Origin of the sequence: Natrarchaeobius chitinivorans, from assembly GCF_003841505.1 — an archaeon.
GTDB classification, from domain to species: domain Archaea; phylum Halobacteriota; class Halobacteria; order Halobacteriales; family Natrialbaceae; genus Natrarchaeobius; species Natrarchaeobius chitinivorans.
Genome location: NZ_REGA01000001.1, coordinates 481,720 through 501,894, shown reverse-complemented (window position 1 = coordinate 501,894; position 20,175 = coordinate 481,720). Strand labels below are relative to the sequence as shown.

The 20,175-nt window shown below is 62.5% G+C and carries 24 protein-coding genes and 1 pseudogene; 12 read left to right on the top strand and 13 right to left on the bottom strand.

Translation table 11 applies throughout. The annotated features are described in order from the left end of the window. Positions 1-165 (bottom strand): annotated as a pseudogene (locus EA473_RS02400) (IS4 family transposase); the annotation flags it as partial. Positions 166-314: 149 nt separating this feature from the next. Here EA473_RS02400 and EA473_RS02395 point away from each other — a divergent pair. Both EA473_RS02395 and EA473_RS02390 read left to right on the top strand, forming a co-directional pair. Further along, positions 315-659, top strand: a complete 345-nt coding sequence (locus EA473_RS02395; protein WP_124194054.1) for a hypothetical protein — start codon at positions 315-317, stop codon at positions 657-659. 322 nt (positions 660-981) lie between these two features. After that, the gene (locus EA473_RS02390) at positions 982-1,287 is read left to right on the top strand and encodes a nickel-binding protein (RefSeq protein ID WP_124194053.1); all 306 of its coding nucleotides are present in this window, start codon (positions 982-984) and stop codon (positions 1,285-1,287) included. A gap of 329 nt (positions 1,288-1,616) precedes the next feature. Here EA473_RS02390 and EA473_RS22085 read toward each other — a convergent pair whose 3' ends face one another. Then, positions 1,617-1,790, bottom strand: coding sequence for a hypothetical protein (locus tag EA473_RS22085; RefSeq protein WP_165875180.1), 174 nt, complete (start codon positions 1,788-1,790; stop codon positions 1,617-1,619). A gap of 154 nt (positions 1,791-1,944) precedes the next feature. On the opposite strand from EA473_RS22085, the gene EA473_RS02385 reads away from it, so the two are divergent. Together EA473_RS02385 and EA473_RS02380 are read left to right on the top strand one after the other, a co-directional pair. Beyond that, positions 1,945-2,973 (top strand): LLM class flavin-dependent oxidoreductase, encoded by a 1,029-nt coding sequence (locus tag EA473_RS02385; RefSeq protein ID WP_124194052.1) that lies wholly within the window; start codon positions 1,945-1,947, stop codon positions 2,971-2,973. Between the two features lie 157 nt (positions 2,974-3,130). After that, positions 3,131-3,619, top strand: coding sequence for a PUA domain-containing protein (locus EA473_RS02380; protein WP_124194051.1), 489 nt, complete (start codon positions 3,131-3,133; stop codon positions 3,617-3,619). 27 nt (positions 3,620-3,646) lie between these two features. On the opposite strand, the gene EA473_RS22080 is transcribed toward EA473_RS02380, so the two are convergent. Further along, complete coding sequence (locus EA473_RS22080) at positions 3,647-3,787, bottom strand: hypothetical protein (RefSeq protein ID WP_165875179.1); 141 nt, start codon at positions 3,785-3,787, stop codon at positions 3,647-3,649. A gap of 177 nt (positions 3,788-3,964) precedes the next feature. Between EA473_RS22080 and EA473_RS22975 the strand changes: the two genes are divergently transcribed. The 3 genes from EA473_RS22975 to EA473_RS02370 are packed head-to-tail and all read left to right on the top strand — an operon-like array spanning position 3,965 to position 5,358. Beyond that, positions 3,965-4,090 (top strand): hypothetical protein, encoded by a 126-nt coding sequence (locus EA473_RS22975; RefSeq protein ID WP_279387607.1) that lies wholly within the window; start codon positions 3,965-3,967, stop codon positions 4,088-4,090. 27 nt (positions 4,091-4,117) lie between these two features. Next, the gene (locus EA473_RS02375) at positions 4,118-4,498 is read left to right on the top strand and encodes a nascent polypeptide-associated complex protein (protein WP_124194050.1); all 381 of its coding nucleotides are present in this window, start codon (positions 4,118-4,120) and stop codon (positions 4,496-4,498) included. Positions 4,499-4,503: 5 nt separating this feature from the next. Then, the gene (locus EA473_RS02370; RefSeq protein WP_124194049.1) at positions 4,504-5,358 is read left to right on the top strand and encodes a methyltransferase domain-containing protein; all 855 of its coding nucleotides are present in this window, start codon (positions 4,504-4,506) and stop codon (positions 5,356-5,358) included. Between the two features lie 47 nt (positions 5,359-5,405). Here EA473_RS02370 and EA473_RS02365 read toward each other — a convergent pair whose 3' ends face one another. After that, positions 5,406-5,858: a DUF1467 domain-containing protein gene (locus EA473_RS02365; protein ID WP_124194048.1), complete on the bottom strand. Its 453-nt coding sequence runs from the start codon at positions 5,856-5,858 to the stop codon at positions 5,406-5,408. Between the two features lie 234 nt (positions 5,859-6,092). On the opposite strand from EA473_RS02365, the gene EA473_RS02360 reads away from it, so the two are divergent. Further along, positions 6,093-6,506 (top strand): hypothetical protein, encoded by a 414-nt coding sequence (locus tag EA473_RS02360; protein WP_124194047.1) that lies wholly within the window; start codon positions 6,093-6,095, stop codon positions 6,504-6,506. A gap of 96 nt (positions 6,507-6,602) precedes the next feature. Here EA473_RS02360 and EA473_RS02355 read toward each other — a convergent pair whose 3' ends face one another. Both EA473_RS02355 and EA473_RS02350 read right to left on the bottom strand, forming a co-directional pair. Next, entirely contained in the window at positions 6,603-7,400 is a 798-nt protein-coding gene (locus tag EA473_RS02355; protein ID WP_124194046.1) for a mechanosensitive ion channel family protein, read from the bottom strand. A gap of 557 nt (positions 7,401-7,957) precedes the next feature. Beyond that, positions 7,958-8,353 carry a DUF2267 domain-containing protein gene (locus tag EA473_RS02350; RefSeq protein ID WP_124194045.1) on the bottom strand — a complete coding sequence of 132 codons (396 nt, stop codon included), beginning with the start codon at positions 8,351-8,353 and terminating at the stop codon, positions 7,958-7,960. A gap of 245 nt (positions 8,354-8,598) precedes the next feature. On the opposite strand from EA473_RS02350, the gene EA473_RS02345 reads away from it, so the two are divergent. Together EA473_RS02345 and EA473_RS02340 are read left to right on the top strand one after the other, a co-directional pair. Then, positions 8,599-10,185, top strand: coding sequence for a succinic semialdehyde dehydrogenase (locus tag EA473_RS02345; protein WP_124194044.1), 1,587 nt, complete (start codon positions 8,599-8,601; stop codon positions 10,183-10,185). Continuing rightward, complete coding sequence (locus tag EA473_RS02340) at positions 10,173-11,285, top strand: SDR family oxidoreductase (protein ID WP_124194043.1); 1,113 nt, start codon at positions 10,173-10,175, stop codon at positions 11,283-11,285. Before EA473_RS02345 ends, EA473_RS02340 begins: the two co-directional genes overlap by 13 nt. A gap of 123 nt (positions 11,286-11,408) precedes the next feature. Here the strand turns inward: EA473_RS02340 and EA473_RS02335 are convergent, their stop codons facing one another. The 5 genes from EA473_RS02335 to EA473_RS02315 form a co-directional block, all read right to left on the bottom strand. Continuing rightward, a complete protein-coding gene (locus EA473_RS02335) occupies positions 11,409-13,265 on the bottom strand; it encodes an ATP-binding protein (protein ID WP_243645172.1) in 1,857 nt (618 codons plus the stop codon). 260 nt (positions 13,266-13,525) lie between these two features. Then, a complete protein-coding gene (locus EA473_RS02330; RefSeq protein ID WP_243645171.1) occupies positions 13,526-13,897 on the bottom strand; it encodes a DUF7344 domain-containing protein in 372 nt (123 codons plus the stop codon). A 160-nt stretch (positions 13,898-14,057) separates the two neighbouring features. Then, positions 14,058-14,717, bottom strand: a complete 660-nt coding sequence (locus EA473_RS02325) for a helix-turn-helix domain-containing protein (RefSeq protein WP_124194041.1) — start codon at positions 14,715-14,717, stop codon at positions 14,058-14,060. A 446-nt stretch (positions 14,718-15,163) separates the two neighbouring features. Continuing rightward, positions 15,164-15,472 carry a transcription factor S gene (locus EA473_RS02320; RefSeq protein WP_124194040.1) on the bottom strand — a complete coding sequence of 103 codons (309 nt, stop codon included), beginning with the start codon at positions 15,470-15,472 and terminating at the stop codon, positions 15,164-15,166. A 151-nt stretch (positions 15,473-15,623) separates the two neighbouring features. Further along, positions 15,624-15,881 carry a DUF5789 family protein gene (locus EA473_RS02315; RefSeq protein WP_124194039.1) on the bottom strand — a complete coding sequence of 86 codons (258 nt, stop codon included), beginning with the start codon at positions 15,879-15,881 and terminating at the stop codon, positions 15,624-15,626. A gap of 145 nt (positions 15,882-16,026) precedes the next feature. Here EA473_RS02315 and EA473_RS02310 point away from each other — a divergent pair, with 145 nt between their 5' ends. Continuing rightward, a complete protein-coding gene (locus tag EA473_RS02310; RefSeq protein ID WP_124194038.1) occupies positions 16,027-17,310 on the top strand; it encodes an MFS transporter in 1,284 nt (427 codons plus the stop codon). A 240-nt stretch (positions 17,311-17,550) separates the two neighbouring features. Beyond that, a complete protein-coding gene (locus EA473_RS02305) occupies positions 17,551-18,054 on the top strand; it encodes a DUF5797 family protein (RefSeq protein ID WP_124194037.1) in 504 nt (167 codons plus the stop codon). Positions 18,055-18,169: 115 nt separating this feature from the next. Here the strand turns inward: EA473_RS02305 and EA473_RS02300 are convergent, their stop codons facing one another. After that, complete coding sequence (locus EA473_RS02300; protein ID WP_124194036.1) at positions 18,170-19,207, bottom strand: DUF5787 family protein; 1,038 nt, start codon at positions 19,205-19,207, stop codon at positions 18,170-18,172. A 214-nt stretch (positions 19,208-19,421) separates the two neighbouring features. Then, positions 19,422-20,174 carry a DUF4013 domain-containing protein gene (locus EA473_RS02295; protein ID WP_124194035.1) on the bottom strand — a complete coding sequence of 251 codons (753 nt, stop codon included), beginning with the start codon at positions 20,172-20,174 and terminating at the stop codon, positions 19,422-19,424. Position 20,175: the final 1 nt, after the last annotated feature.

Sequence of the window (20,175 nt, the reverse complement as noted above, 5' to 3'; positions counted from 1 at the left end):
AGCGAAGCCGAGTGAAAGCGTGTAAAACAACGCGACGACGTCGAGTTTCCGCTCTCGCTGGATGAGATTCGTTGCGCGAGCACGCTCGCGCAACTCATCAGATGGAAACGCTCTTTGAATTCGGTTCACAACTACTGAGTCCGGTGGTTTGTACACACTTCCCACCGGATTCTCACATTCCTAGTTACTGACGATTCTAGCTTGGCGTCTCTGGATACCCCGATCTGTTAAACTAGAACGGATGGAACGGCTACGTACCTCAGTTCTTAGCTGTTTGTTCTCCTTCAGAAGAAGGTTATGTGGGAGTTCTCGATATGCCTGTAGAGGATGCTATAAATCATTTTGAGGATAAACAGTTCAAGGAATTTTATTTTTCATATCTTCATGCCTATGAGCGTGATGGTGATATCGTCTATGAACAAGGGAACCTCATCCGATTATCCGACGATGGTGACAAGCAACTCCACGTTCGATTGTTTCCATGCGGTGACCAGACAGAAGTTAGGGCTCATTGGGAACCCAGTGCGAAGCACAATCCTGTCGAACATATTGATGGAGGGGATGTTAATCACAGTAAAGGTGAATCGATGATACGTGAAGAATTCGATATTGTCGATAAGCCATTTTCTGGCAATTTATCCATGGATGATAGATGCTGATCTACATTGTTGATACAACCGTGTACAAATAGGTGGTAGACGTCGCGAATTTCATCCAAAAGAAGGGAGATGCGGTGAACAGTATGCACGTGTATTGGCCAACGAGTGTTCTATCCGGTTCAGGTGAAGTACGTAGCATCGTGGCAAACGTAGAGAGCGTATGGGTCATCGACCGGATATGCTACGACAGGTCACCCATCTAATCATACTCAGACAATTGTTCAGGAGATGGGGTTTATGCTACTGGTTCGCATAGTTCATGGGGGTGAATTGCCCGTCGGTCGGGCTACACCACCAAAGATCGGAACAGAGGGGACCTACAATGGCTGAATCCGAGATGGAGGACTTCCTTATCCTCCGAGAGTTAGAGGAACCGATTACCCAAGACGAACTCCAAGCAGTTGATAAGCGATCGACTGCGTGCCGTCGAGAACTCGACGATGAGGGGATGAAAGTGCGTGCAGTCGAGTCGGAGGTCCTGACGGACGAAGACGGAAACGTGACTGGCACACACTGTCACTACAGGGCAGAGAGTGAAGTGGCAGTCCGAGCACACGCGAACCGGGCTGAACTCCCCATCTCGCGTATTGATCGCCCCGGTCGCCCCCTTGGAGGCGACTTCGACTAACCTTTGGCATCGACCAATCCTTCTTTCGGGGTCATCGCAAAGTTACGGAATGATGGACTTATCAATTACGGCGTAAAACAAGTAGCGTCGTTGAACTCACCTTCTGTCTACAGCATACCGCACCTGGTATAGTAACAACTGAAACGAGTTACACACCGATCGCCGATCCGCCTGGCGATCGGGTGTGCAGTGACGTCCAGTGGCCACTATAGCTATCAGTGAGATCAAACGCCGTCCCGCTGCCTACTTGTCCTGTACTGACCGTTCACTACCGAGTTCAAAAGGGCACGTGGCCTATTTTGTGACACGCTCTTGACCGGCTTGCGCAACTAACTCCGCTGGGTGTCCCGTGCGACGCTTGCAAACACCGCGATCGAACCGATCGTCAACGCGGCTCCAGTCAGCAGAGCGACGGTCCGCGACTCGAGCACCGACGATCCGACGAACGTCAGACTGCTGACGAGGAGAAGCCCGATCCCGAGGCCGATCTGCGTGAGGTCCATCTCGAGTGGGTTATACTTCGCCACTCTATATAACGATCATCATTGTGAACGTTCGGCGTCGACGTACGAATCGATCGGTTCGGTCGAGAGCCTCTCTCACCCGTCACCGTTCCGGGAGCCAAACCGTTTTCTCCGACGATCCCCGAGATCGGCCGTGGAGCTTTCCATCGTCGACCTTTCGCCGGTTCCCGAGGGCGGAACTGCGACCGACGCCTACGAGAACACCGTCGAACTCGCCGCCCAGGCCGAACGACTCGGCTACGCTCGAGTCTGGGTAGCCGAACACCACGGAATGGCCGATACCATCGCGGGAACGACGCCAGAAGTGTTGCTCGGGCACCTCGCCGCCGAGACCGACACGATCCGCCTCGGCTCGGGGGCGGTGTTGCTCAACCACTACAGTCCGTTCAAGGTCGCCGAAGCGTTCGGCGCGCTGTCCGCGCTGGCGCCCGGTCGGATCGACGCGGGACTCGGCCGTGCTAACGGATCGCCGGCCGCAGACCGCGCTCTCGGAACCGATCGCCGCGTCCAGAATCCGGACGAAGACCACGCTGAGAAGATCGAAGCCGTCGTGAACCACCTCTACGACGACTACCCCGAGGGCCACGCCTACGCCGACCTCGAGATTCCCCGATCGGGCGCACAGCCACCCGAGCCGTGGGTACTCGGCTCGAGTCCCTCGAGTGCGGAAATCGCGGGCAAACTCGGACTTCGGTACTGCTTCGCGGCGTTCATCCGGCCGCAGTTCGCCACGCACGCGTTCTCGGCGTACCGCGAGCGGTTCCAGCCGTCGCGACTGCCCGGCGGCGTGGACGACCCCGAGGGGATGATCGCGGTGAACGCGGTCTGTGCCGAGACGGACGAGGAGGCGGCGCGGCGGCGCGCGGTGGCCGAGGCGTCGTTCCAGCGGATGCAACGCGGCGTCGTCGGGACCACGCCGACCGTCGAGGAGGCCGTCGACGAACTCGGCGGGGTTCCAGACCCGACGCCCGCCACTCTCGACGCCGACGAGTGGCCGCGGGCGATTTCGGGGAGCCCGGAGACGCTCGCGGGACTGCTCGAGCAACTCGCCGACCGCGTCGGCGTCGACGAGGTGATGATCCAGCACGTCGTCGCCGATCACGACCACGCGCTGCGTTCACACGAGTTGTTGGCCGACGGAGTCGGACTCGAGGGGCGTTGAACGGCCGAGGCTTCGATCCGGGCGAGTCAGCCGGACTGTCGTGGATTTTTATCGCTGATCGCTCGGATGAAGTCGGCGATCACCGCTCCAATGCGACACCAATCCGTATCGAACGGCGGTCGAAGGTCTTTCGACCAGTCGGATCGAACACCGACCGATGACTGACGCTGTCGACGGTGACGCGGATATTTCGACGCTGCGGACGATCGCCGATTACCAGTTCGGTGCCCGTGCGGGCCGGGCGCTGTTCCCACTCGAGGAGTCGCTGACGATCAAACGGACGACGTCCGGCCGTCCCCAGCAGGTCCACTGTACGGGCGGGCGCATCGTCTCGTTCGGCACCGACGGCCAGTTCACGCTTGGTCTCGAGGGCGGCCGTCGACTGTTCGGCGGGTTCGACGACGGGTCCTACCGCGTCGTCGTCGACGACGAGAGCGAACCGTTCGTCCGCGAGGAAAAGAACGTCTTCTCGAAGTTCGTCCTCGCAGCCGACGACGCGATCCGCCCGGGCGACGAGGTGCTCGTCGTCCACGAACGAGGGGAGTTGCTCGCGGTCGGCCGCGCCGAACTCGACGGCGCAGCGATCGAATCCTTCGAGACGGGAATGGCGGTCAACGTGCGCGAAGGTGCCCCTTCCGATCGGTGAAGTACCTCTCCGATCGCCAAAATTCGCTCAGTTGAGGTCGGTCTCTTCCGGCAAGTGATCGACGCCACACGCCTGGATCACCTGTCGGACGTGAAAATCCTTCTCGCTTGGATCGTCGCTCTCCAGTGCTTTCTCGAGGTGATCTTTGCACTGCTCGCTGAGTTTCATCGTTTCAATCCGTTATACTGATTCATATTATAAAAGCGTGGGTAGGATCCACCGCTCATTTCCGTTCGAAATTCCGACTCGAGCGGTCTCGGGGCCTCGCGGCCGAGTCGTCTCGAGCGGTGGACCGACTGTCGGCGTCGTGTCCGTCCGGAACCGTCCTACCGGCACGTAGTCGTCGTGTCCTTCCGTCCCCGTCACTACCGGTGGGTCAACATCTTCGCCGTTTCCGTCTGGGACCGCCACTACCGGAGCGTCGGCGTCCCCGCCGTTCCGTACTCGTCGCTACCGGAGACCGCAGGGTAAAAGGTCGCGGGAGTCGACGTGACGAGTATGTTTGGAGGAGGCGGCGGCGGACTCAACCCGCGCAAGATGGAACAGATGATGCAACAGATGGGTATCGACGTCGACGAAATCGACGCCCAGGAGGTCGTCATCCGGACCGAGGAGTACGACCTCGTCTTCGGCAATCCCGAAGTGACCAAGATGGACGCCCGCGGTCAGGAGACCTACCAGATCATCGGCTCGCCCGAGCAGGTCGAATCGGGAAGTGCCGGCGGCGACGCCGAGACCGAAGCCGACGCCGACGGAGCGATCCCCGACGACGACGTCGAACTCGTCGCGACCCGCGCCGACGTGAGCGAAGACGAGGCCCGCGAGGCGCTCGAGGCAAACGACGGCGATCTCGCCGCCGCGATCGGCGACCTCGAGTAACTCGCGTGACCGACGAGACCGACGCCGAGACGGTCGGAAACGGTGACGGCGACGACGAGTCGACTGGCGGGAGCGCCTCGAGCGAAACCGGGGACGATAGCGACGCCTCGAGCGACGATGAGAGCGATCGCGTTCCGGTTTTGCTCGTTCGCGAGGACCGCGAGTTCCTCGTTCAGCCGGGCGAGGAGATGGGGACCGACCTCGGCGTCCTCGAGGTGCCCGCGGACGTCGAACCGGGCGAGACCGTCGAGACGCATCTCGAGGAAGCGTTTACGGTTCGCAGGCTCCGGGGACCGGACCTGTTTCACCACTTCGAGCGGACGGGCGCGCCGATGGTCCCCCGCGACGTCGGACTGGTAATCGGCGAGACGGGGATCGCTCGCGGCGACCGGGTCCTCGACGCGGGAACCGGGACGGGCGTGCTCGCGGCGTCGATGGCCCGCGCCGGCGCGTCGGTGGTGACCTACGAGCGCGACCCCGAGTTCGCCGACGTCGCCCGCGAGAACATGGCGCTTGGCGGCGTCGAGGACGCGGTCGACGTCCGGACCGGCGACCTCCGAGAGGAACTCGAGTCGCTCGAGCCGTCGTCGTTCGACGTGCTCACGCTCGATACCGGCGACGCGGACGAAGTGATTACGCACGCGCCGGACCTGCTGGTCGACGGCGGTTTCGTCGCAGTCTACAGCCCGTTTATCGAATCGACCCGGGCGGTCGTCGAGGCGGCCCGCGAGGTCGGCCTGTCGAACGTTCGGACCCGCGAGACGATCCAGCGCGAGATGCAGTTCGACGACCGGGGCTCGAGGCCGTCGACGGCTCCCGTCGGGCACACGGGATATCTGACGATCGCTCGGAACGTGTGACGGCTTTTCGTCGTGAGTCGCCGATCACGCCGAATCGAACGCTCCAGTTACTTCTTTCGCCGATCCTCGAGGATGCGGTCTTCGGGAGCGGGCCGGCCCGGGTGAATCCCGTACTCCGCGAACCAGTAGAGTACCGTCACCGAGACTGCAGCGAGCACCGCCGCCCCGGCGACTGCCTCGAGCGCGGTGGTGGCGACGGGTCCGGAGATGGCGTCGGCGGCTTCGACGGCTCGATCGCTCGCGGGTGCGGTCGCGAGGGCGTACGGGAGGAACGCGACGAACGCGAGCGCCCACCACCGTCCTGCGAGCACCCGTAGCGAATCGACCGGTCGATCGCTCACGGAACTGGTCACGCCCACGAGACCGACGGCGATCAACAGGAGCGCCGGAATCGTCCTTACGGACGGAGCAAAACCGTCGTTAACCGCGACACCGAGTGCGACGAACCCGGTGGAAACTGCGGGAAAGAGCGTCGACGATGCGGGAGCGATCTGACGCATATCGATCGTCGGTAGTCAGTGGTCGTACAAAGCTCTCGCGAACGACGAACGGTCGGCTACAGTGACGAAACAGATCGTTGACCTCCCTCGGCGGACAACAAAGGACGTATTACCGATCCCACCGAGGGACGCGTAAGAACGTATGCGGCAGGTCACGACCTCGCTCCCGAACCGGCGCTCGACGATCGGACCGACGATCGACCGGTCGAGTCACTTCGACCCGACGCGGGAGCGATAACGATGTTGCGCCGTCTCTGGAAGCGACACGTTACGGGTCGTCCCGACCAGTACCGGGCGTACGTTTCGTTCCCATCGGCGACGGACGGAACGCTGGTCGCCGACGTCCACGAGCGAGTCGAAGAACTCGAGCACGCCTTCGAGGGCCGACTCGACGTTTACGCTCGATTGCAGGGTATCGCGGTCGTTACGGACCGCGTGCCGGCGGACGAGTTCGACGTAACCGCCTTCGAGGCGATCCTCGATCGAATCGAAGACGCGTACCGGGAGACACACCGGCTCGTGTGCCTCGAGAAGTGGCGATCGATCGACGGACGCCTCGTGCGGTCGTACGTCGTCGTCCCGGTCAAACCCCTCTTCCCGTCCGATCCGTCCGACCGACGCGAGATCGCATCTTCTTCGACCGAGTGATCCGGATTGCAGTCACTGTGTACCGAAGCGACCGGGCGCAGTCCCGCAGTCTTCGGAAATGACGTACAGTAAACCGTATGACTGATCGGACGGCGCTCAGTCGTCTTCGGCGCTCGGTCCGGGTTCGCCTGGCTCTCGACTGGAGCCACGCGACTCGCTGCCACGGCTCGGTTCGCTGCCCGCCTGGCTCTCGGTCGGCGTGACCGTACTGGTCCGGCCCATCCACCGATCGATATTGTCGGCGACGTAGTCCTTTCCACCCCACCCGAAGGCGATCCCGGCACCGATCGCGACGGCGGCCGCCAGTCCCCACGCGAGCGCTCGAGCGAACACGTACAGGATTCCGACGTCGATTCCCATCGTGTCCAGTCCGATGACGATCGCGGTAAAGTAGAGGAACATTCGAGCGCCGTTCGCGAACCACGACGCGTACGCCGTTTCCGCTGCCGCCCGCGTGCGTTCGATGACGTCACCGATGAAGTCGGCGACGACGAACCCGAGAACGATGACGAGCAGGCCCGCGATGAACGCCGGCAGGTACGAGACGGCCGTCGAGACCCACTCCGAGAGGGTCGGAATCGCGAGCGCGTTCGCTGCCGCGAGGATGGCGAGGCCGTAGACGAACCACTTTCCGAGCTTCCCGAACGCACCAGAGACGGCACGTTCGGTTCCGCCGAGAATTCTCCCGAGCGGCGTCTCGAGGACCATTCGATCCAGTTCGACCCCGTCGGCGATCCGACGCACTACCCGCGCGGTGAAACGGCCGACGATCCAGCCGATGAGAAGGATCACGAGCGCTCCGACCAGTCGAGGCAGGAACGTGACCAGTTCGGCAACCGGATCTTGCAGCCATTCGGGAACCTGTACTTGCTGGATGGGTTGGGTTTGCACCATACTATCGTCTTCGTCTTCTCCCGACCATCTATATTATGCAGGATATGGAAGGGATGGAATAAATCCGTACGGTAAAAGAATCAATGAGACGTGTGAATCGTGTATTATCGGGAACTATCGAAAAAGTGAACCGACGAATCCGAAATGTCACCGTCGACGTTCATCGATGGCGGACGGGTGCAAGTCACGTCCGAACGTGGAAGCCGGGTGTCGATAACGATCGATTGAGCGTGACCGCCGGTTTCATAGAGGCGATCCACGTTCGACTCCAGATAGCCATCGGAGTAGTAATCCGGGGAACGTGGCGGTTTTCGGTCACTACCAAAACGGAAACACGGCTGGTCGGCACCCGCGGGAGTCGATCCGCAGACGCGTTTTGCATACGACCGGAACCGTTTCCGGTCGGATCGTACCGGACCTCGACGACCGTCCCGTCGACCGGAAACGAGTCGACGAACTACGCTCGAACGCTCGCGCTTCTCGTCGACGTCTCGATCCTCGAGTGTCTGGTAGCGGAGTGTGAGCGGCCGTCCACGAGAGCGATCACCCGTCCCCAGTCACGGTTCCGCCTCTCGGTCATCGATCAACTCGAACAGTCCCTCGTAGTCCTCGGGGAGTTGTCCCTCGACTTTCTCGACGTTGCCCGGTGGGACCACCTCGGCGACGACGGCCAGCAGTTGCTGAGCGTGGTAGTTGGCGTCAGCGCGATCGACGCCCTCTCGCTCGGCGACCCGATCGAGAAACTCCTCGTAGTCGAAGCGCTGGCCGTGTTCGGCCGCCACGAGATAGCGGTCGATCTCCATCGGCAGCGGGCTCGCGAGGTCCGTCGCCTCCCCTTCCTGGAGGCGTTCACCGAGCGTCGTCAGGACCGCCCGGGTCGCCCGGACGGCGTGTCCGAACTGAGCGTACTCGAGTCGATGCTGTACCTGGCCGACGAATTCCTTGTAGTTCATCGTGTGGTGGGATGTCGACGCCACGGCCGGCGTGTCGTACTCGAGTCCGACCGATCCGTTTGGGCGACCGATACCGGACCCGGTCGGTCACGCCCTCTCGTGGCGCGTGTTCGATCGTCCGGACGATACACGTCCCTGTGCATCGACGTCGCAAATAAAGATGGGCCGAGGTTCCGGTAGTCGAGACCGTCCGGCGCATGGGAACGTCAGGAACCTACAGGACCCTCCGGTTCGATGGGACGGATATGTCACGATCTGCGACCGCATCGACGTTCGACGACGTCGGGCTCTCGGCCGACATGCTCGAGGCGCTCTCGACCCGCGTCGAGACGACCGGCGGCCGCGACGCGATTTCGGTTCGGACACCGGTCACGGACGAGCCGATCGGGACGGTCCCGGCGTGTACGGCTCCGGACGTTGCCGCCGCGGTCGACCGCGCTCGCCGGGCACAGTCGTCGTGGGCGTCCCGGCCCGTCTCCGAGCGGGCCGCGATACTCGAGCGGTTCGGCGACCTCGTCTCCGACCACCGAGACTGGCTACTCGATATCGTCCAGCTCGAGACGGGAAAGGCTCGCCATCACGCTCTCGAGGAGGTCCTCGACGTACCGCTTTCGTGTTCGTACTACGCTACCGACGGGCCGTCGATGCTCGCCGACGAGAGCAGGTCGGGAGCGATCTCACTCGTTTCGGACGCGACCGTCGGCTACGATCCGCTCGGGGTCGTCGGCGTGATCGCTCCGTGGAACTATCCGCTGACGCTCGCGATGGCCGACGCGATTCCGGCGCTGCTCGCCGGCAACGCCGTCGTCTGCAAGCCCGACGAGCGAACACCGTTTATCGCTCTCGCGCTGGCCGACCTGCTGGACGAGGCCGGGGTCCCGGAGGACCTCTTCGGGGTCGTCACCGGTGAGGGACCGACTGTCGGCCCGGCGCTGATCGATGCGGTCGACTACGTCGCGTTCACCGGCAGCACCGAAACCGGACGGGCCGTCGCCGAACGGGTGGGTCGAAACCTGATCGACTGCTCGCTCGAACTCGGCGGCAAGAACCCGATGATCGTCCTCGAGGACGCCGACGTGGAGACCGCCGCCCGCGGTGCGGTCAAAGGGGCCTTTACGAACGCAGGACAGCTCTGTCTCGCTCCCGAGCGGATCTACATCCACGAAAACCGCTACGAGCCGTTTCTCGACGCCTTCGTCGGCGCGACGCGGAAACTCCGTCTCGGCCTTTCGTTCGAGTACGGACCCGACGTCGGTTCGCTGATCGACGGCGACCACCTCGAGGGCGTCAGCGACGACGTGGACGAGGCCGTCGAAGCGGGCGCGTCGGTGCTCTCCGGTGGACGGGCTCGACCCGACGTCGGTCCCTTCTGTTACGAGCCGACGATTTTGACCGACGTCGATCCGGCCGCTCGGATCGCCTCCGAGGAGACGTTCGGCCCCGTCGTCTCCGTCTTCCCCGTCGCCGACGTCGACGAGGCGATCGAACGCGCAAACGACACGCCCTACGGACTCAACGCCAGCGTCTGGTCGTCGGATCGGGCTCGCGGTCGCGACGTCGCTCGCGAGATCGACTGCGGCACCGTTTGCGTCAACGATCCGTACACGGTCGGCTGGGCGGCCGTCGACGCTCCCATGGGTGGAACCGGCGACTCCGGACTCGGACGTCGCCACGGACCGGAAGGGCTTCGGCGTTACGTCGACGCGAAGACGATCGCGACCTCCCGGATCGGCCCCATCGACGCGCCGCCCGGCGTCCCGCCCGGCTGGTACGCCCGCGCCGTGTCGAGGATCACCACTCTCCAGCGACGCCTCTCGAGGTGGCTGCCGTGACCGAACCGGCCGTCTTCTTCACCGGATTCCCGGGGTTTCTAGGCTCGGCGCTGCTCGAGCGCGTCCTCGCTCGCGGCGACGGTCCGGTCGCCTGCCTCGTCCAGCCACCCTATCTCGAGACGGCCCGACGGCGAGCCAGAGAGATCACCGAGGAAGCCGCCAGCGGTACCCGGGCGGACGCCGACCGCGAGGACGCGATCAGGCTTTACGAGGGAGATATCACCGACCCTGATCTGGGACTCGACGACGCCGGCGGACTCGAGTCCATCCGCGAGGTCTACCACCTCGCCGCCGTCTACGATCTCGGCGTCGAGCGAGAACTGGCGGAGGCGGTCAACGTCCGGGGCACCGAACACGTCCTCGAGTTCGCCACGGACCGCGACGTCGAGCGCTTTCACTACGTCAGCACGTGTTACGTCAGCGGCCGTTACGACGGCGTGTTCACGGAAGCGCACCTTCGGGAGGGCCAGTCGTTCAACAACCACTACGAGGAGACGAAATTCCGCGCGGAAGTGGCGGTTCGAGAGCGGATGGCGGCGGGCATGCCCGCGACGGTCTATCGGCCCGCGATCGTGGTCGGCGACAGCCGGACCGGTGAAACCGACAAGTACGACGGGCCCTACTACCTCCTCCAGTCGATCCTCGCTCAACCGTCGTGGCTCTCTGCCACCGTCTCCGTGCCCGGCTCGAGCGACGCGGAACTGAACGTCGTGCCTCGAGATTTCGTCGTCGACGCCATCGCCTACCTCAGCGGCCGCGAGTCGTCCGTCGGCGAGGTCTACCAGCTATGCGATCCGTCACCGCCGTCGGTCCCGCGGTTCGTCGACGCGCTGGTGGACGCGACTGGCCACCGATGCGTAACGCTGACGATCCCGAAACCGCTCGCGCGAACGCTCCTCGATCGTCTCGAGGGGACGCGGGTATCGGTCGAACCGGCGACGATCGACTATCTGGATCACCCGACGCGGTACGCCTGCCCGGCGACGCGACAGGCACTCTCGGGCAGCGGACTCGAGGTCCCACCGTTCGAATCCTACGTCGACCGACTGGTCGGGTACGCCCGCGAGAACCCGGACGTTGGCGGCGAGCCGATGATTTGAGACGGACGTCCCGATGTCACGGCAAACGGGAGAAGGGGCGGGGCCCACCGGTACTGACGAGTCTGGGAAACCCCACAACCAATCGCGCGCGTGAGAGACGGTCGGCATAGTCACCTCGTTTCGCTACTCGTGATCCTGCGTTGTGGGCAGCGTAAACGAGAACGTGGCTCCCTCACCGGGTTCGGACTCGACCCAGATCTCGCCGCCGTGGCGCTCGACGATTCGTTCACAGAGGGCCAACCCGATCCCGGATCCTGGCTGATCGTCGTGCGGATCGAGACGGTGGAAGACGTCGAAAATACGCTCTTGTTCGCTGGGGTCGATGCCGACCCCTTCATCTCGAACCGAGACGGCCCACTCCGTGCCGTTCTTTTCGGCCGACACGTGAACCCGTGGTCTCCCGTCCCCGCTGTATTCGATCGCGTTTTTCACGAGATTCTGGAATACCTGTCGAAGTTGACTCTCGTCGCCTTCAACGCGAGGCAAATCCTCGATACGCACCTCGGCGTCGGTATCTGTTATTCTTGGCTCGAGATCCCTACGTACGTCCGAAGCCACGTCGTCGAGATCGATCCCTTCGAACGGCTCTCCCTGGGATTCGACCCGCGAGTACTCGAGCAATCCATCGATCATCGCGCGCATTCGATCGGCACCGTCGGCGGCGAATTCGAGAAACTCCCGTCCCTCGTCGTCGAGTTCGTCACCGTATCGGGTGTCGATGAGTTGAACGTACGACGAAACCATTCGGAGGGGCTCCTGTAAGTCGTGCGAGGCGGCGTGGGCGAACTGTTCGAGGCGTTCGTTCGACTCCTCGAGTTCTAGCTGGTAGTGGTGGCGCTCGATCGCCTCCGCGAGGACGTTAGAGATGCTCTGGACGAACGTGATGTCCTCCTCGGTGAATTCACGACTGTCAGTATCGTGTGTGCCCAGGATGCCCCACGGCTGGTCGAACGGTCCGATGACGGTGCTGATACCACTCCGGACGTCGTGGCTCGTCAGCAGTTCGGGGCCGGTAAACCGTGTTTCCGTCTCGAAATCTTCGACGACGATCGGCCGATCGTTCGCCAGCGTGTACGCGGCCTGGGACGCTTCTGCGACGGCCGGCTCTGTCGCCTCACCAACTAGCCCTTCCTCCCACCCAACGCCCTGACGGAGCAGGAGTTCCCCGCTCCCTTCATCCAGCTCGAGTACTTTACAGTAGTCGGTGTCGAGCGTGTCCGTCACGCGCCGGGCGGTTTCGAGCATGAGTTCGTCGAGATCGTCGGTTTCGAGGGCGGTCTGACCGAGGTCTGCCACGACCTGTTGTTGATGGGCCCGCTTTGTGAGCTCGCGTTCGCGGTCCATCCGCTCGGTGACGTCTCGGCCGATGCCCGCCAACACCGTCTCGCCGTCCGGGTCGGTGAGCGTCGACGCCGCGAACTCGTACGGGATGGAGGCACCGTCTTTGGTGAGTAACTCCGCTTCGACCTGCACACTCCCCGTTTCGAACCCCTCCTCGATTGCTTCGGCGATCGGGTCGTGATCGTTCTCGCCGAAGAACTCCAGTGCGTGCATCGATGTAATCTCCGAATCTTCGTATCCTGTAACCTCACAGAGACTGTCGTTCCAGCGGTGGAGCGTGCCATCGGTTTCGAGCACGTAGAATACGTCGCGGATCGCGTTCAGGACGTCGTCGGTGTACTCTCGATAGCGCTCGAGTTGCCGGTTGCGAGTTTCGACTTCGTACGTTCGCGTCCTCGCACGTCCGTCGTTGATACCCACAGCAAGGCCCGCAACGCTTGCAAGTGCGGTCAGGATCGGTGGCGCTCTGGTGGACACACTTTCCCCGGGCTGGAGGTGATAGACCACGAGGAGGCAGGCCATTACGCCGAACCCGGCGAGACACCAGCGAGCGATGCGTGGATAGAAGTCGGGATCGATATCGGCACGTGAGAGCCAATACGCACCAGAAACGAGGAGAAAACCCGGCACAGAAATCATCAGAGAGGTGACGAGAGTGGTTACGGTCGGCTGGCCTTGCCCACTCACAACAATCGCTCGTCCGACGGCAAACACGATGAAAAGGGTGCCTAAAAGGCCGATGGCGCGTCTCGCACCAGCAGCGGACAGCAGCCGTCGTCGAGGTAGCATTGCCCTCTTTATGAGGGGATCGGAGTATGAGTCTTGCGATGGGGAGCAATCAACTGCTCTTCAATTGCTACACGTGAAAATAAGCTCGGACCCCAGTGAGCCGAACGAGACTACAACTCGACTGGTGACTCGAGTTCCGGATCGGCTTCGAGGACAGTCGACAGATAAGGCTCCAATTCGTCGAATCGCTCCGTTGGTTCCACCAGTTTCCGGTGCTCATCGTAGGCGATGACCGACGCTTCTTCTAGCGCCGGAATATGTTTGTGATACAACGAGAGGCCAATCTCTGATATTTCGTCTTCAGAACCTGCTGTATCTTCGCGATGATGATCGTGTTTATTGACTGCTTCCACGAGGTCGTTCAGTGGTACCGACCGTTGCTGGTTGGTAAGGACCGCAAGGATGATTCGGCGTTGACGATTTCGACAGAGGTCGAGCACCGTGTCGTACTCGATGAAACGTTCACTCATGACGTTGTTCATAACGAGAGCCGGTTGCTGTTCGTATCGGGACTGCGCTTTCGACTGGACGCGATCCTGATGGGGGACCGACGGCGAGGTACTGACATCGAAGAGGTGTAGTCCCCTGCGTCAAGAAAGGATAATCATAGTCTCAACAACCCTTTTAAGTTATTTTCGAGATTCAGTCAAAGTCTGTCGCACTCGCCAGTAACACCTCGCTGAGAACCTGTTTCGTTCCTCGGCGAATCCGGTCTGACGTGGCCTGTTGTGAGATCTCGAGTTCGTCGGCGAGTTCGTCCAGGCTCACCTGACTCGGCGTATCGAAGTACCCCCTCCGAAGCCCGACGATGAGTGCCTCACGCTGTTCCTGAGAGAGGGCGAATTGCTTGACGCTCTCGGTTCGGTCTGTTTCCGTATACGTTCGAACGATGTGGATCGATATTCCGAGGTCCGTACAGGTGTTGTGAAAGCGTGAGAGCGAATCGTGGTCGGGAAATCGGAGTCGGAAATACCACCTGTCGTCGGCACGCCCTTCTAAAATCGTCCCCTCAGCCTCCGTGATTCCCTGGATAAGGTCGTTGTGTTTTCCGTGCCATTTCACGCGATAGAGCGTGCTATCCTCCACTTTGTCGAGCGCGAGAATGTCATCGACGAACTCGTGTGCAGTCACCTGTTGCTCGAAGGCTTCGAAATCGTCTCCCGTTACCCACAGGAATGGGACGACGGAGTTACCTGTGGGGACGATCCGCTCGAGTTCGATGCGCATCTGAGGCGGCCCGGCCAGTACCTCCCCGAGCATGAACTCTTCGTTCTCGATCGTATATTCGAGGATAACGCTCATCCGGCCGTTACAGGGTAGTCGGGGGTAAGAGTTGGCCTTTCTATCGCTGAATATGTCGATCACTATCCGAGAACGTACTGTCCCAATGGTTTCGTGGCAGTGCTTACAGGTTGAATTACTATGATGTCTATTTCCGTCACTACACTCCCGCTCGCGAATCGGCGGCCAGCACCACCAGTGCTGGCCACTCGAGTAGGGGTGGGAAGAACCGTTTCAGCGACTATGATAACAATTGAACCGATTTATACATTCTCGAGATCAGTCTGGCGAACAGGTGTGAGACGACTTGCAGCGGCTACTAACCGATCCCCATCGTCACAGATCGATCAGAATCCCGCGGGACAGTCGCGCTGTATCTGTCCCACGTCTCATACGCACTGCTGTACCAATGTACCGGCCCGATCGCAACGGGTCGCTGTCCCATCGGTACTGACGTACGGTCCGCGTCAGTTATCGTCTTCTCGCCACTTGTACTCACACTCGGTGCAAATGAAAAACCGCGTCTCGGACTCGTCGGCCGAGCGGATCTGTTGCATGTACCAGTACGCCCGGTCGTTGCCACACTCCGGACAGTGAGCATCGGTTTCGGGCAGCGACGTCTCCTCGGAGGACTCGATAATCTCGCTGGCTTCCTGGTCTTCGGTGAGCGTGTACTGATCCGTATCGCCTTTCGGCTTCGTAAAGCCACAACTTCCACACTCCCAGATGCCGTCGTCGGCTTTCATCATCGAACCGCACTCGTCGCAAAATTCCATCGGTATTCCGCCTACGTCCGCCGAACGACTTAAACGGCCCGTTTACCGTCGCCGTCGTCGACTGCAGCTAGTGGCGTCCCAAGCCAGAACTGATGAGCGAATTACTTCGGTGTGGTCCGATTTCGCTCAGCAGTCGACGCTTGGGAGGGTACTACCCCTCGCCTTCGGATTGGAACGGCTCGCCGACTGCCTCTCTGGGCAACACGTTGTGGAGTTCGGACTCGAGGTCTTCGGCCGACTCGAAGCGGTCGACGTCGCTCCTCTCGACGAGCGAGCCGAGATTTCGTTCTCCATCGGCGAGCAACAGCGTCGTGTCGCTGAATTCGGCCGCCGCTTCCTCGTTGCCAACCGGGTACTCGAGTCGATCGAACGCGGACTCGACTTCGTTGAGTTTGATCTCCGAGGCCATTCGTGGGCGACCGAACGTCGTCAGTCTGCTTGTAACTCGTTGTGGGTTCGACTGAGAGTCACTCGAGCGGACCAACCCGTCCATACTCCCCTGCTGATATTTCGATTCGAAATCCTAATCGGTCCCGACGATTCAGTTAGGACCGATGCGAGACCTCGCTCGTCGGGTCATCGCCCAGTTCGTCGTCGACCGACGAGTGCTCGCGCTCGCGTTCGCACGGATGGCCGACGGCGTGGGCAACTCGTTTCTGATCATCGTCATCCCGCTTTACGTCACCAGCGACGTCGTCGGCGGCGCGACATTCGGCCTCGAGGAGGCGATGATCATCGGGATCATCCTCTCGCTGTTCGGATTTCTCAATAGCAGCTTTCAGCCGTTTACCGGCCGATGGTCGGATCGTCTCGGGAAACGCAAGCGATTCATTCTGATCGGTCTCGGCGGTCTCACGGCCACGAACCTGGCGTACCTGTTCGCGGAGTCGTACCTCTCGCTCGTGGTGATACGCGGCCTGCAGGGGGTCAGCGTGGCGTTTATCGTTCCGACGTCGATCGCGCTCGTCAACGAACTCGCGACGACCCAGGACCGGGGCGGGAACATGGGGGTCTACAACACGTTTCGGCTGCTGGGATTCGGTGCCGGTCCGATCGCGGCGGGTGCCGTGGTCAATCTCGGCCCCTACAGGCTCTCCGGCGTGACGATAAGCGGCTTCGACGCCGCGTTCTCCGTCGCCGCGATCACGGCCGCGCTCAGCTACCTGCTCGTGACCGTCCTGATTACGGACCCGGAGGGGACGAACGCCAACGCGGGTGCCGACCTCTCGATTGATATCCGCGACCCGTCCGGTCGGCACCTGTTCGATCCGATCTTCACGCTCGGCGTCGCCTCGTTTTTCATGGCCGCGACGATCGCGCTGCTCGCGACGATCCAGCCGCAGGTCAACGCCCGACTCGAGCAGGGGGCGACCTGGTTCGGCCTCCAGTTCGCGGCGTTTATCATCGCCCAGATCGCTTTACAGACACCGATCGGACGGGCCTGTGATCGCTACGGCAGGCGGCCGTTCATCGTCGTCGGGATGATTCTGCTGATCCCGACGACGCTCGCACAGGGGTTCGTGACGAGTTCGGAGGCGATGTTCTTCGCCCGACTCGCTCAGGGCATCGCGGGCGCGATGGTGTTCGCACCGTCGCTCGCGCTCGCGGGCGACCTCGCGGGGGAGGGCGAATCGGGCTCGAAGCTGTCGGTACTGACGATGGCCTTTGGCTTCGGGATCGCGATCGGTCCGCTCGCTTCGGGCGCGCTGGTCGGCTACGGCTTCGCCGTCCCGTTCGTCTTCGGGACCGTCCTCGCGGTTCTCGGTGCGATCCTCGTGACCACCCAGATCGAGGAAACCCTCGAGACGGCGTCGAGTCCGATCGCGGGCGACGATTGAGACGGATTACTGTCACTGTGTACCGGCGCACCCGCCGCCCGGGTCGCGGGTGCGCCGGCAACGACGGACAGTAAACCGTATGAGAGGAATCGGTGTAGCGTGTTGTCGGTGATCGCCGACCTCGTCCGAGCGATCTCCGGTACCGATCTCCAACGATCGGTATGAACGAACGCACGATCCGACGCCGCCGGGCGCGCCGGGACGCAACGCAAAAGTACCGGATCCACATACGCTTCGACGATGACTCTCTCGGAGGAGACAAGAGACCGGCTGGCCGACGTGGTGGAGCTACAGCCGACGAAAAACGCCGAGCTACAGGACCGGTGGGGGATGGAAAGCGGCAGCGAGGTACACCAGTATCTGGAGGGGGAACTGAGTGACTACTACTTTCGCGACGACAACAGTCTGATCCGTGCGACCGAGGAGGCGGCGGATCTCGTCGACGTCGAACCGGGAATCGAAGCTGGACCGGACGACGGCGGTGCCCCCTCGAAGATCCGCGTCCCCGAGCGTCAGGCCCAGATCGTCGAGGTCCTCGCCGGACCGGACGAGAAGTCCGAAAGCGTCGTCTCCGTGTTGCACAAACTCAGAGAGCGATTCGACGTCGATCCGGACGCCGAGGACGTTCGATCCGATCTCCAGAGTCTCCGCCGAAAGGACGTCGTCGACGTCGAGTACCGAACCGTTCCCACGTTCCGACTCGCCGTCTCGAGGGAGGAACTCGAGGTCGGCGTCTCCGATTAACCGGCGATAGCCCGGAGTTTCGCGGAATATCCGAAACTTCACAGAAGACCCGAAACTTCGCGGCGATAGTCTCGAACGCCGTGCCGTCGGTTCGTTCTCCCGCAACCAGTCCCGTTCACTGTTCGGGACGGTGCCTGCGCCGGCGATCCTCGAGCAGCTGTCGATACCGCTTCCCGGGCCCGCCCTCGATCGGCCACCCGTTCGTCCGCCAGACGGGCGGCTCCGGCTCGACGTCCGGACAGGAACTCGAGCACTCGGCGGCGGTCTGACACCGTCCCTTCGCGTCGCAGTGGGGGGTCAGCTGGTTTCCCTCCCGCGATTGCAACTGGAAGTGTCGACAGTCGGGGCGCATCGTCTCGAGGAACGATCGCCAGCCGCGTTCGTACGCTCGCTCGGCGATTTCGAGGCGCACGTCGGCTTTCGTTTGTGGATCGACGTACTCGAATCGGGCGGCCGAGGCGTCACGGTCGTTCCCGGCCGGTCGCTCGAGGATCCGCGTTCCCGGCTCGTTCGCCGGAAGCGTTCGAGGGTACCACTCGATCTCGCCGGACAGCGACTCGGGGTCGAGCGCGATCACGCCGGCTTCGATCGGGAGGTCCTCGAGCAACACCGGTTCGACGCGGTCGCCGGTTTTTCGGGTGGCGACCCACACCTCGTCCGCAAGCGCCATCGCGACGTCGTACTCGAGTTGTCCGCCCAGCGCGCGGGCGGCGCTCGCGTCGAGGTCCGGCTTGTTCTCGATGGCGACGATCCGCTCGAGCCAGTCCGGGTAGGTCCACTTTCGTCGGATCTGGATTCGGTTCCCGTCACGTCGCGTCTCGAGGATCCCCCGATCGTCGGCCCGGTGGATCGACTCGCGGACGTACCGCCAGGGATAGCCGGGATGAGGGAGGACGTCCCTGTAGTAGCCCCATTCGGCCGGCGCGTTTCGAACGACGTGCAGGAGGTTCCCGTCGAGACGGTCGGGGCCGAAGTTCGCCCGCTCTCGAAGACCGTCGCGGTCGCACTCGAGGACGAGCGTATCCCAGCGTCGACGTTTCGTCCCGAGTTGGCGTGCGACGAAGACCGTCCGTTCGGCGTCGCTGCCGGCCGGCTCCCACTCCCGTTCGGCCCACCGGCAGGTTCGCAACTCGAATTCGAACTCGCTTGTCACGGCGGTTCCCGTCTCGAATCTTCGGGGGGACGACCAAGTGTACTCCGGTCGAGGGGGGAGGATCCGACGTCCCCACCTTCGGACCTCGAGTCACCACCCGGACCTCGGAGCGTCACCTCATACGGTTTGCTATGACTGATTGCCGGTCGATCGCCCACCGTTCTGCGATCGACCGGTAAAGACTCATAGCAGACCGTATCAGACCTCGGGGTTGCTACGAACGGCCGAACCTGGCGCGGTCGGTGACCGTCGTTCGGTCGGAGTCGGCCGATTCGGGGTTCGTCGCCCGGACGGCGGCGAGACCGATCAGTCGCGCACTGACCACGGCGGCGACGAACGGGATCGCCGGCACCGCGACGATGCCGACGATGGTGAGCAGACAGACGACGGCCACGACCGGCACGACGAGCGGGACCACCTGCAAGACGGCCATCGCGAGGAGGTACTCGCCGCTGGTCACGATCGGTCGCAGCGCCGTCCGGTCGAACGCGGCCCGAACCCGGCCCGTCCTCGCGTAGATCGCCAGTCCGGCCGGGAGGGTGTAGTAGACCACGAACGTAACGCAGGCGAACGCGAGTGCGAGGATTCCCACGAGGACCGCGGCGAGAGCGCTCGTGGACCAGACGAGCGTCTCGCTTCCGGCGACGAACGGGGCCAGCGCGGAGAGGGCGACGGAGCCGACGCCGCCGACTACCAGCGCCAGCACTGCCCCCGCGAGGAGCGGTCCGAGTAGATAGATGACCGCGATCACGACCGCTCGAGCCCCCGTCGTGGCGAGATTCGTCCAGCCCTCGAACGCCGGCGGCTGATCGTCACCCTCGATGGTTCGCTCGAGGATGCGGACGCAATACCCCGCGAGTACGAACGCCGGGAGGACGAACGCGGATGCGACGACGAGCAGGCTCCCGACGAACGCCCGTTCGACGTGGGGACCACGGACGGGATAGCTGATCGCGTCTTCGAGCATC

Excerpts from the sequence above, each read along its gene's own strand:
- EA473_RS02395 (WP_124194054.1), top strand. The coding sequence starts at position 315 with ATGCCTGTAGAGGATGCTATAAATCATTTTGAGGATAAACAGTTCAAG.
- EA473_RS02390 (WP_124194053.1), top strand. The coding sequence starts at position 982 with ATGGCTGAATCCGAGATGGAGGACTTCCTTATCCTCCGAGAGTTAGAG.
- EA473_RS22085 (WP_165875180.1), bottom strand. The coding sequence starts at position 1,790 with ATGGACCTCACGCAGATCGGCCTCGGGATCGGGCTTCTCCTCGTCAGC.
- EA473_RS02380 (WP_124194051.1), top strand. The coding sequence starts at position 3,131 with ATGACTGACGCTGTCGACGGTGACGCGGATATTTCGACGCTGCGGACG.
- EA473_RS22080 (WP_165875179.1), bottom strand. The coding sequence starts at position 3,787 with ATGAAACTCAGCGAGCAGTGCAAAGATCACCTCGAGAAAGCACTGGAG.
- EA473_RS02375 (WP_124194050.1), top strand. The coding sequence starts at position 4,118 with ATGTTTGGAGGAGGCGGCGGCGGACTCAACCCGCGCAAGATGGAACAG.
- EA473_RS02365 (WP_124194048.1), bottom strand. The coding sequence starts at position 5,858 with ATGCGTCAGATCGCTCCCGCATCGTCGACGCTCTTTCCCGCAGTTTCC.
- EA473_RS02355 (WP_124194046.1), bottom strand. The coding sequence starts at position 7,400 with ATGGTGCAAACCCAACCCATCCAGCAAGTACAGGTTCCCGAATGGCTG.
- EA473_RS02350 (WP_124194045.1), bottom strand. The coding sequence starts at position 8,353 with ATGAACTACAAGGAATTCGTCGGCCAGGTACAGCATCGACTCGAGTAC.
- EA473_RS02345 (WP_124194044.1), top strand. The coding sequence starts at position 8,599 with ATGTCACGATCTGCGACCGCATCGACGTTCGACGACGTCGGGCTCTCG.
- EA473_RS02335 (WP_243645172.1), bottom strand. The coding sequence starts at position 13,265 with ATGATTTCTGTGCCGGGTTTTCTCCTCGTTTCTGGTGCGTATTGGCTC.
- EA473_RS02330 (WP_243645171.1), bottom strand. The coding sequence starts at position 13,897 with ATGAACAACGTCATGAGTGAACGTTTCATCGAGTACGACACGGTGCTC.
- EA473_RS02325 (WP_124194041.1), bottom strand. The coding sequence starts at position 14,717 with ATGAGCGTTATCCTCGAATATACGATCGAGAACGAAGAGTTCATGCTC.
- EA473_RS02320 (WP_124194040.1), bottom strand. The coding sequence starts at position 15,472 with ATGGAATTTTGCGACGAGTGCGGTTCGATGATGAAAGCCGACGACGGC.
- EA473_RS02315 (WP_124194039.1), bottom strand. The coding sequence starts at position 15,881 with ATGGCCTCGGAGATCAAACTCAACGAAGTCGAGTCCGCGTTCGATCGA.
- EA473_RS02310 (WP_124194038.1), top strand. The coding sequence starts at position 16,027 with ATGCGAGACCTCGCTCGTCGGGTCATCGCCCAGTTCGTCGTCGACCGA.
- EA473_RS02305 (WP_124194037.1), top strand. The coding sequence starts at position 17,551 with ATGACTCTCTCGGAGGAGACAAGAGACCGGCTGGCCGACGTGGTGGAG.
- EA473_RS02295 (WP_124194035.1), bottom strand. The coding sequence starts at position 20,174 with ATGCTCGAAGACGCGATCAGCTATCCCGTCCGTGGTCCCCACGTCGAA.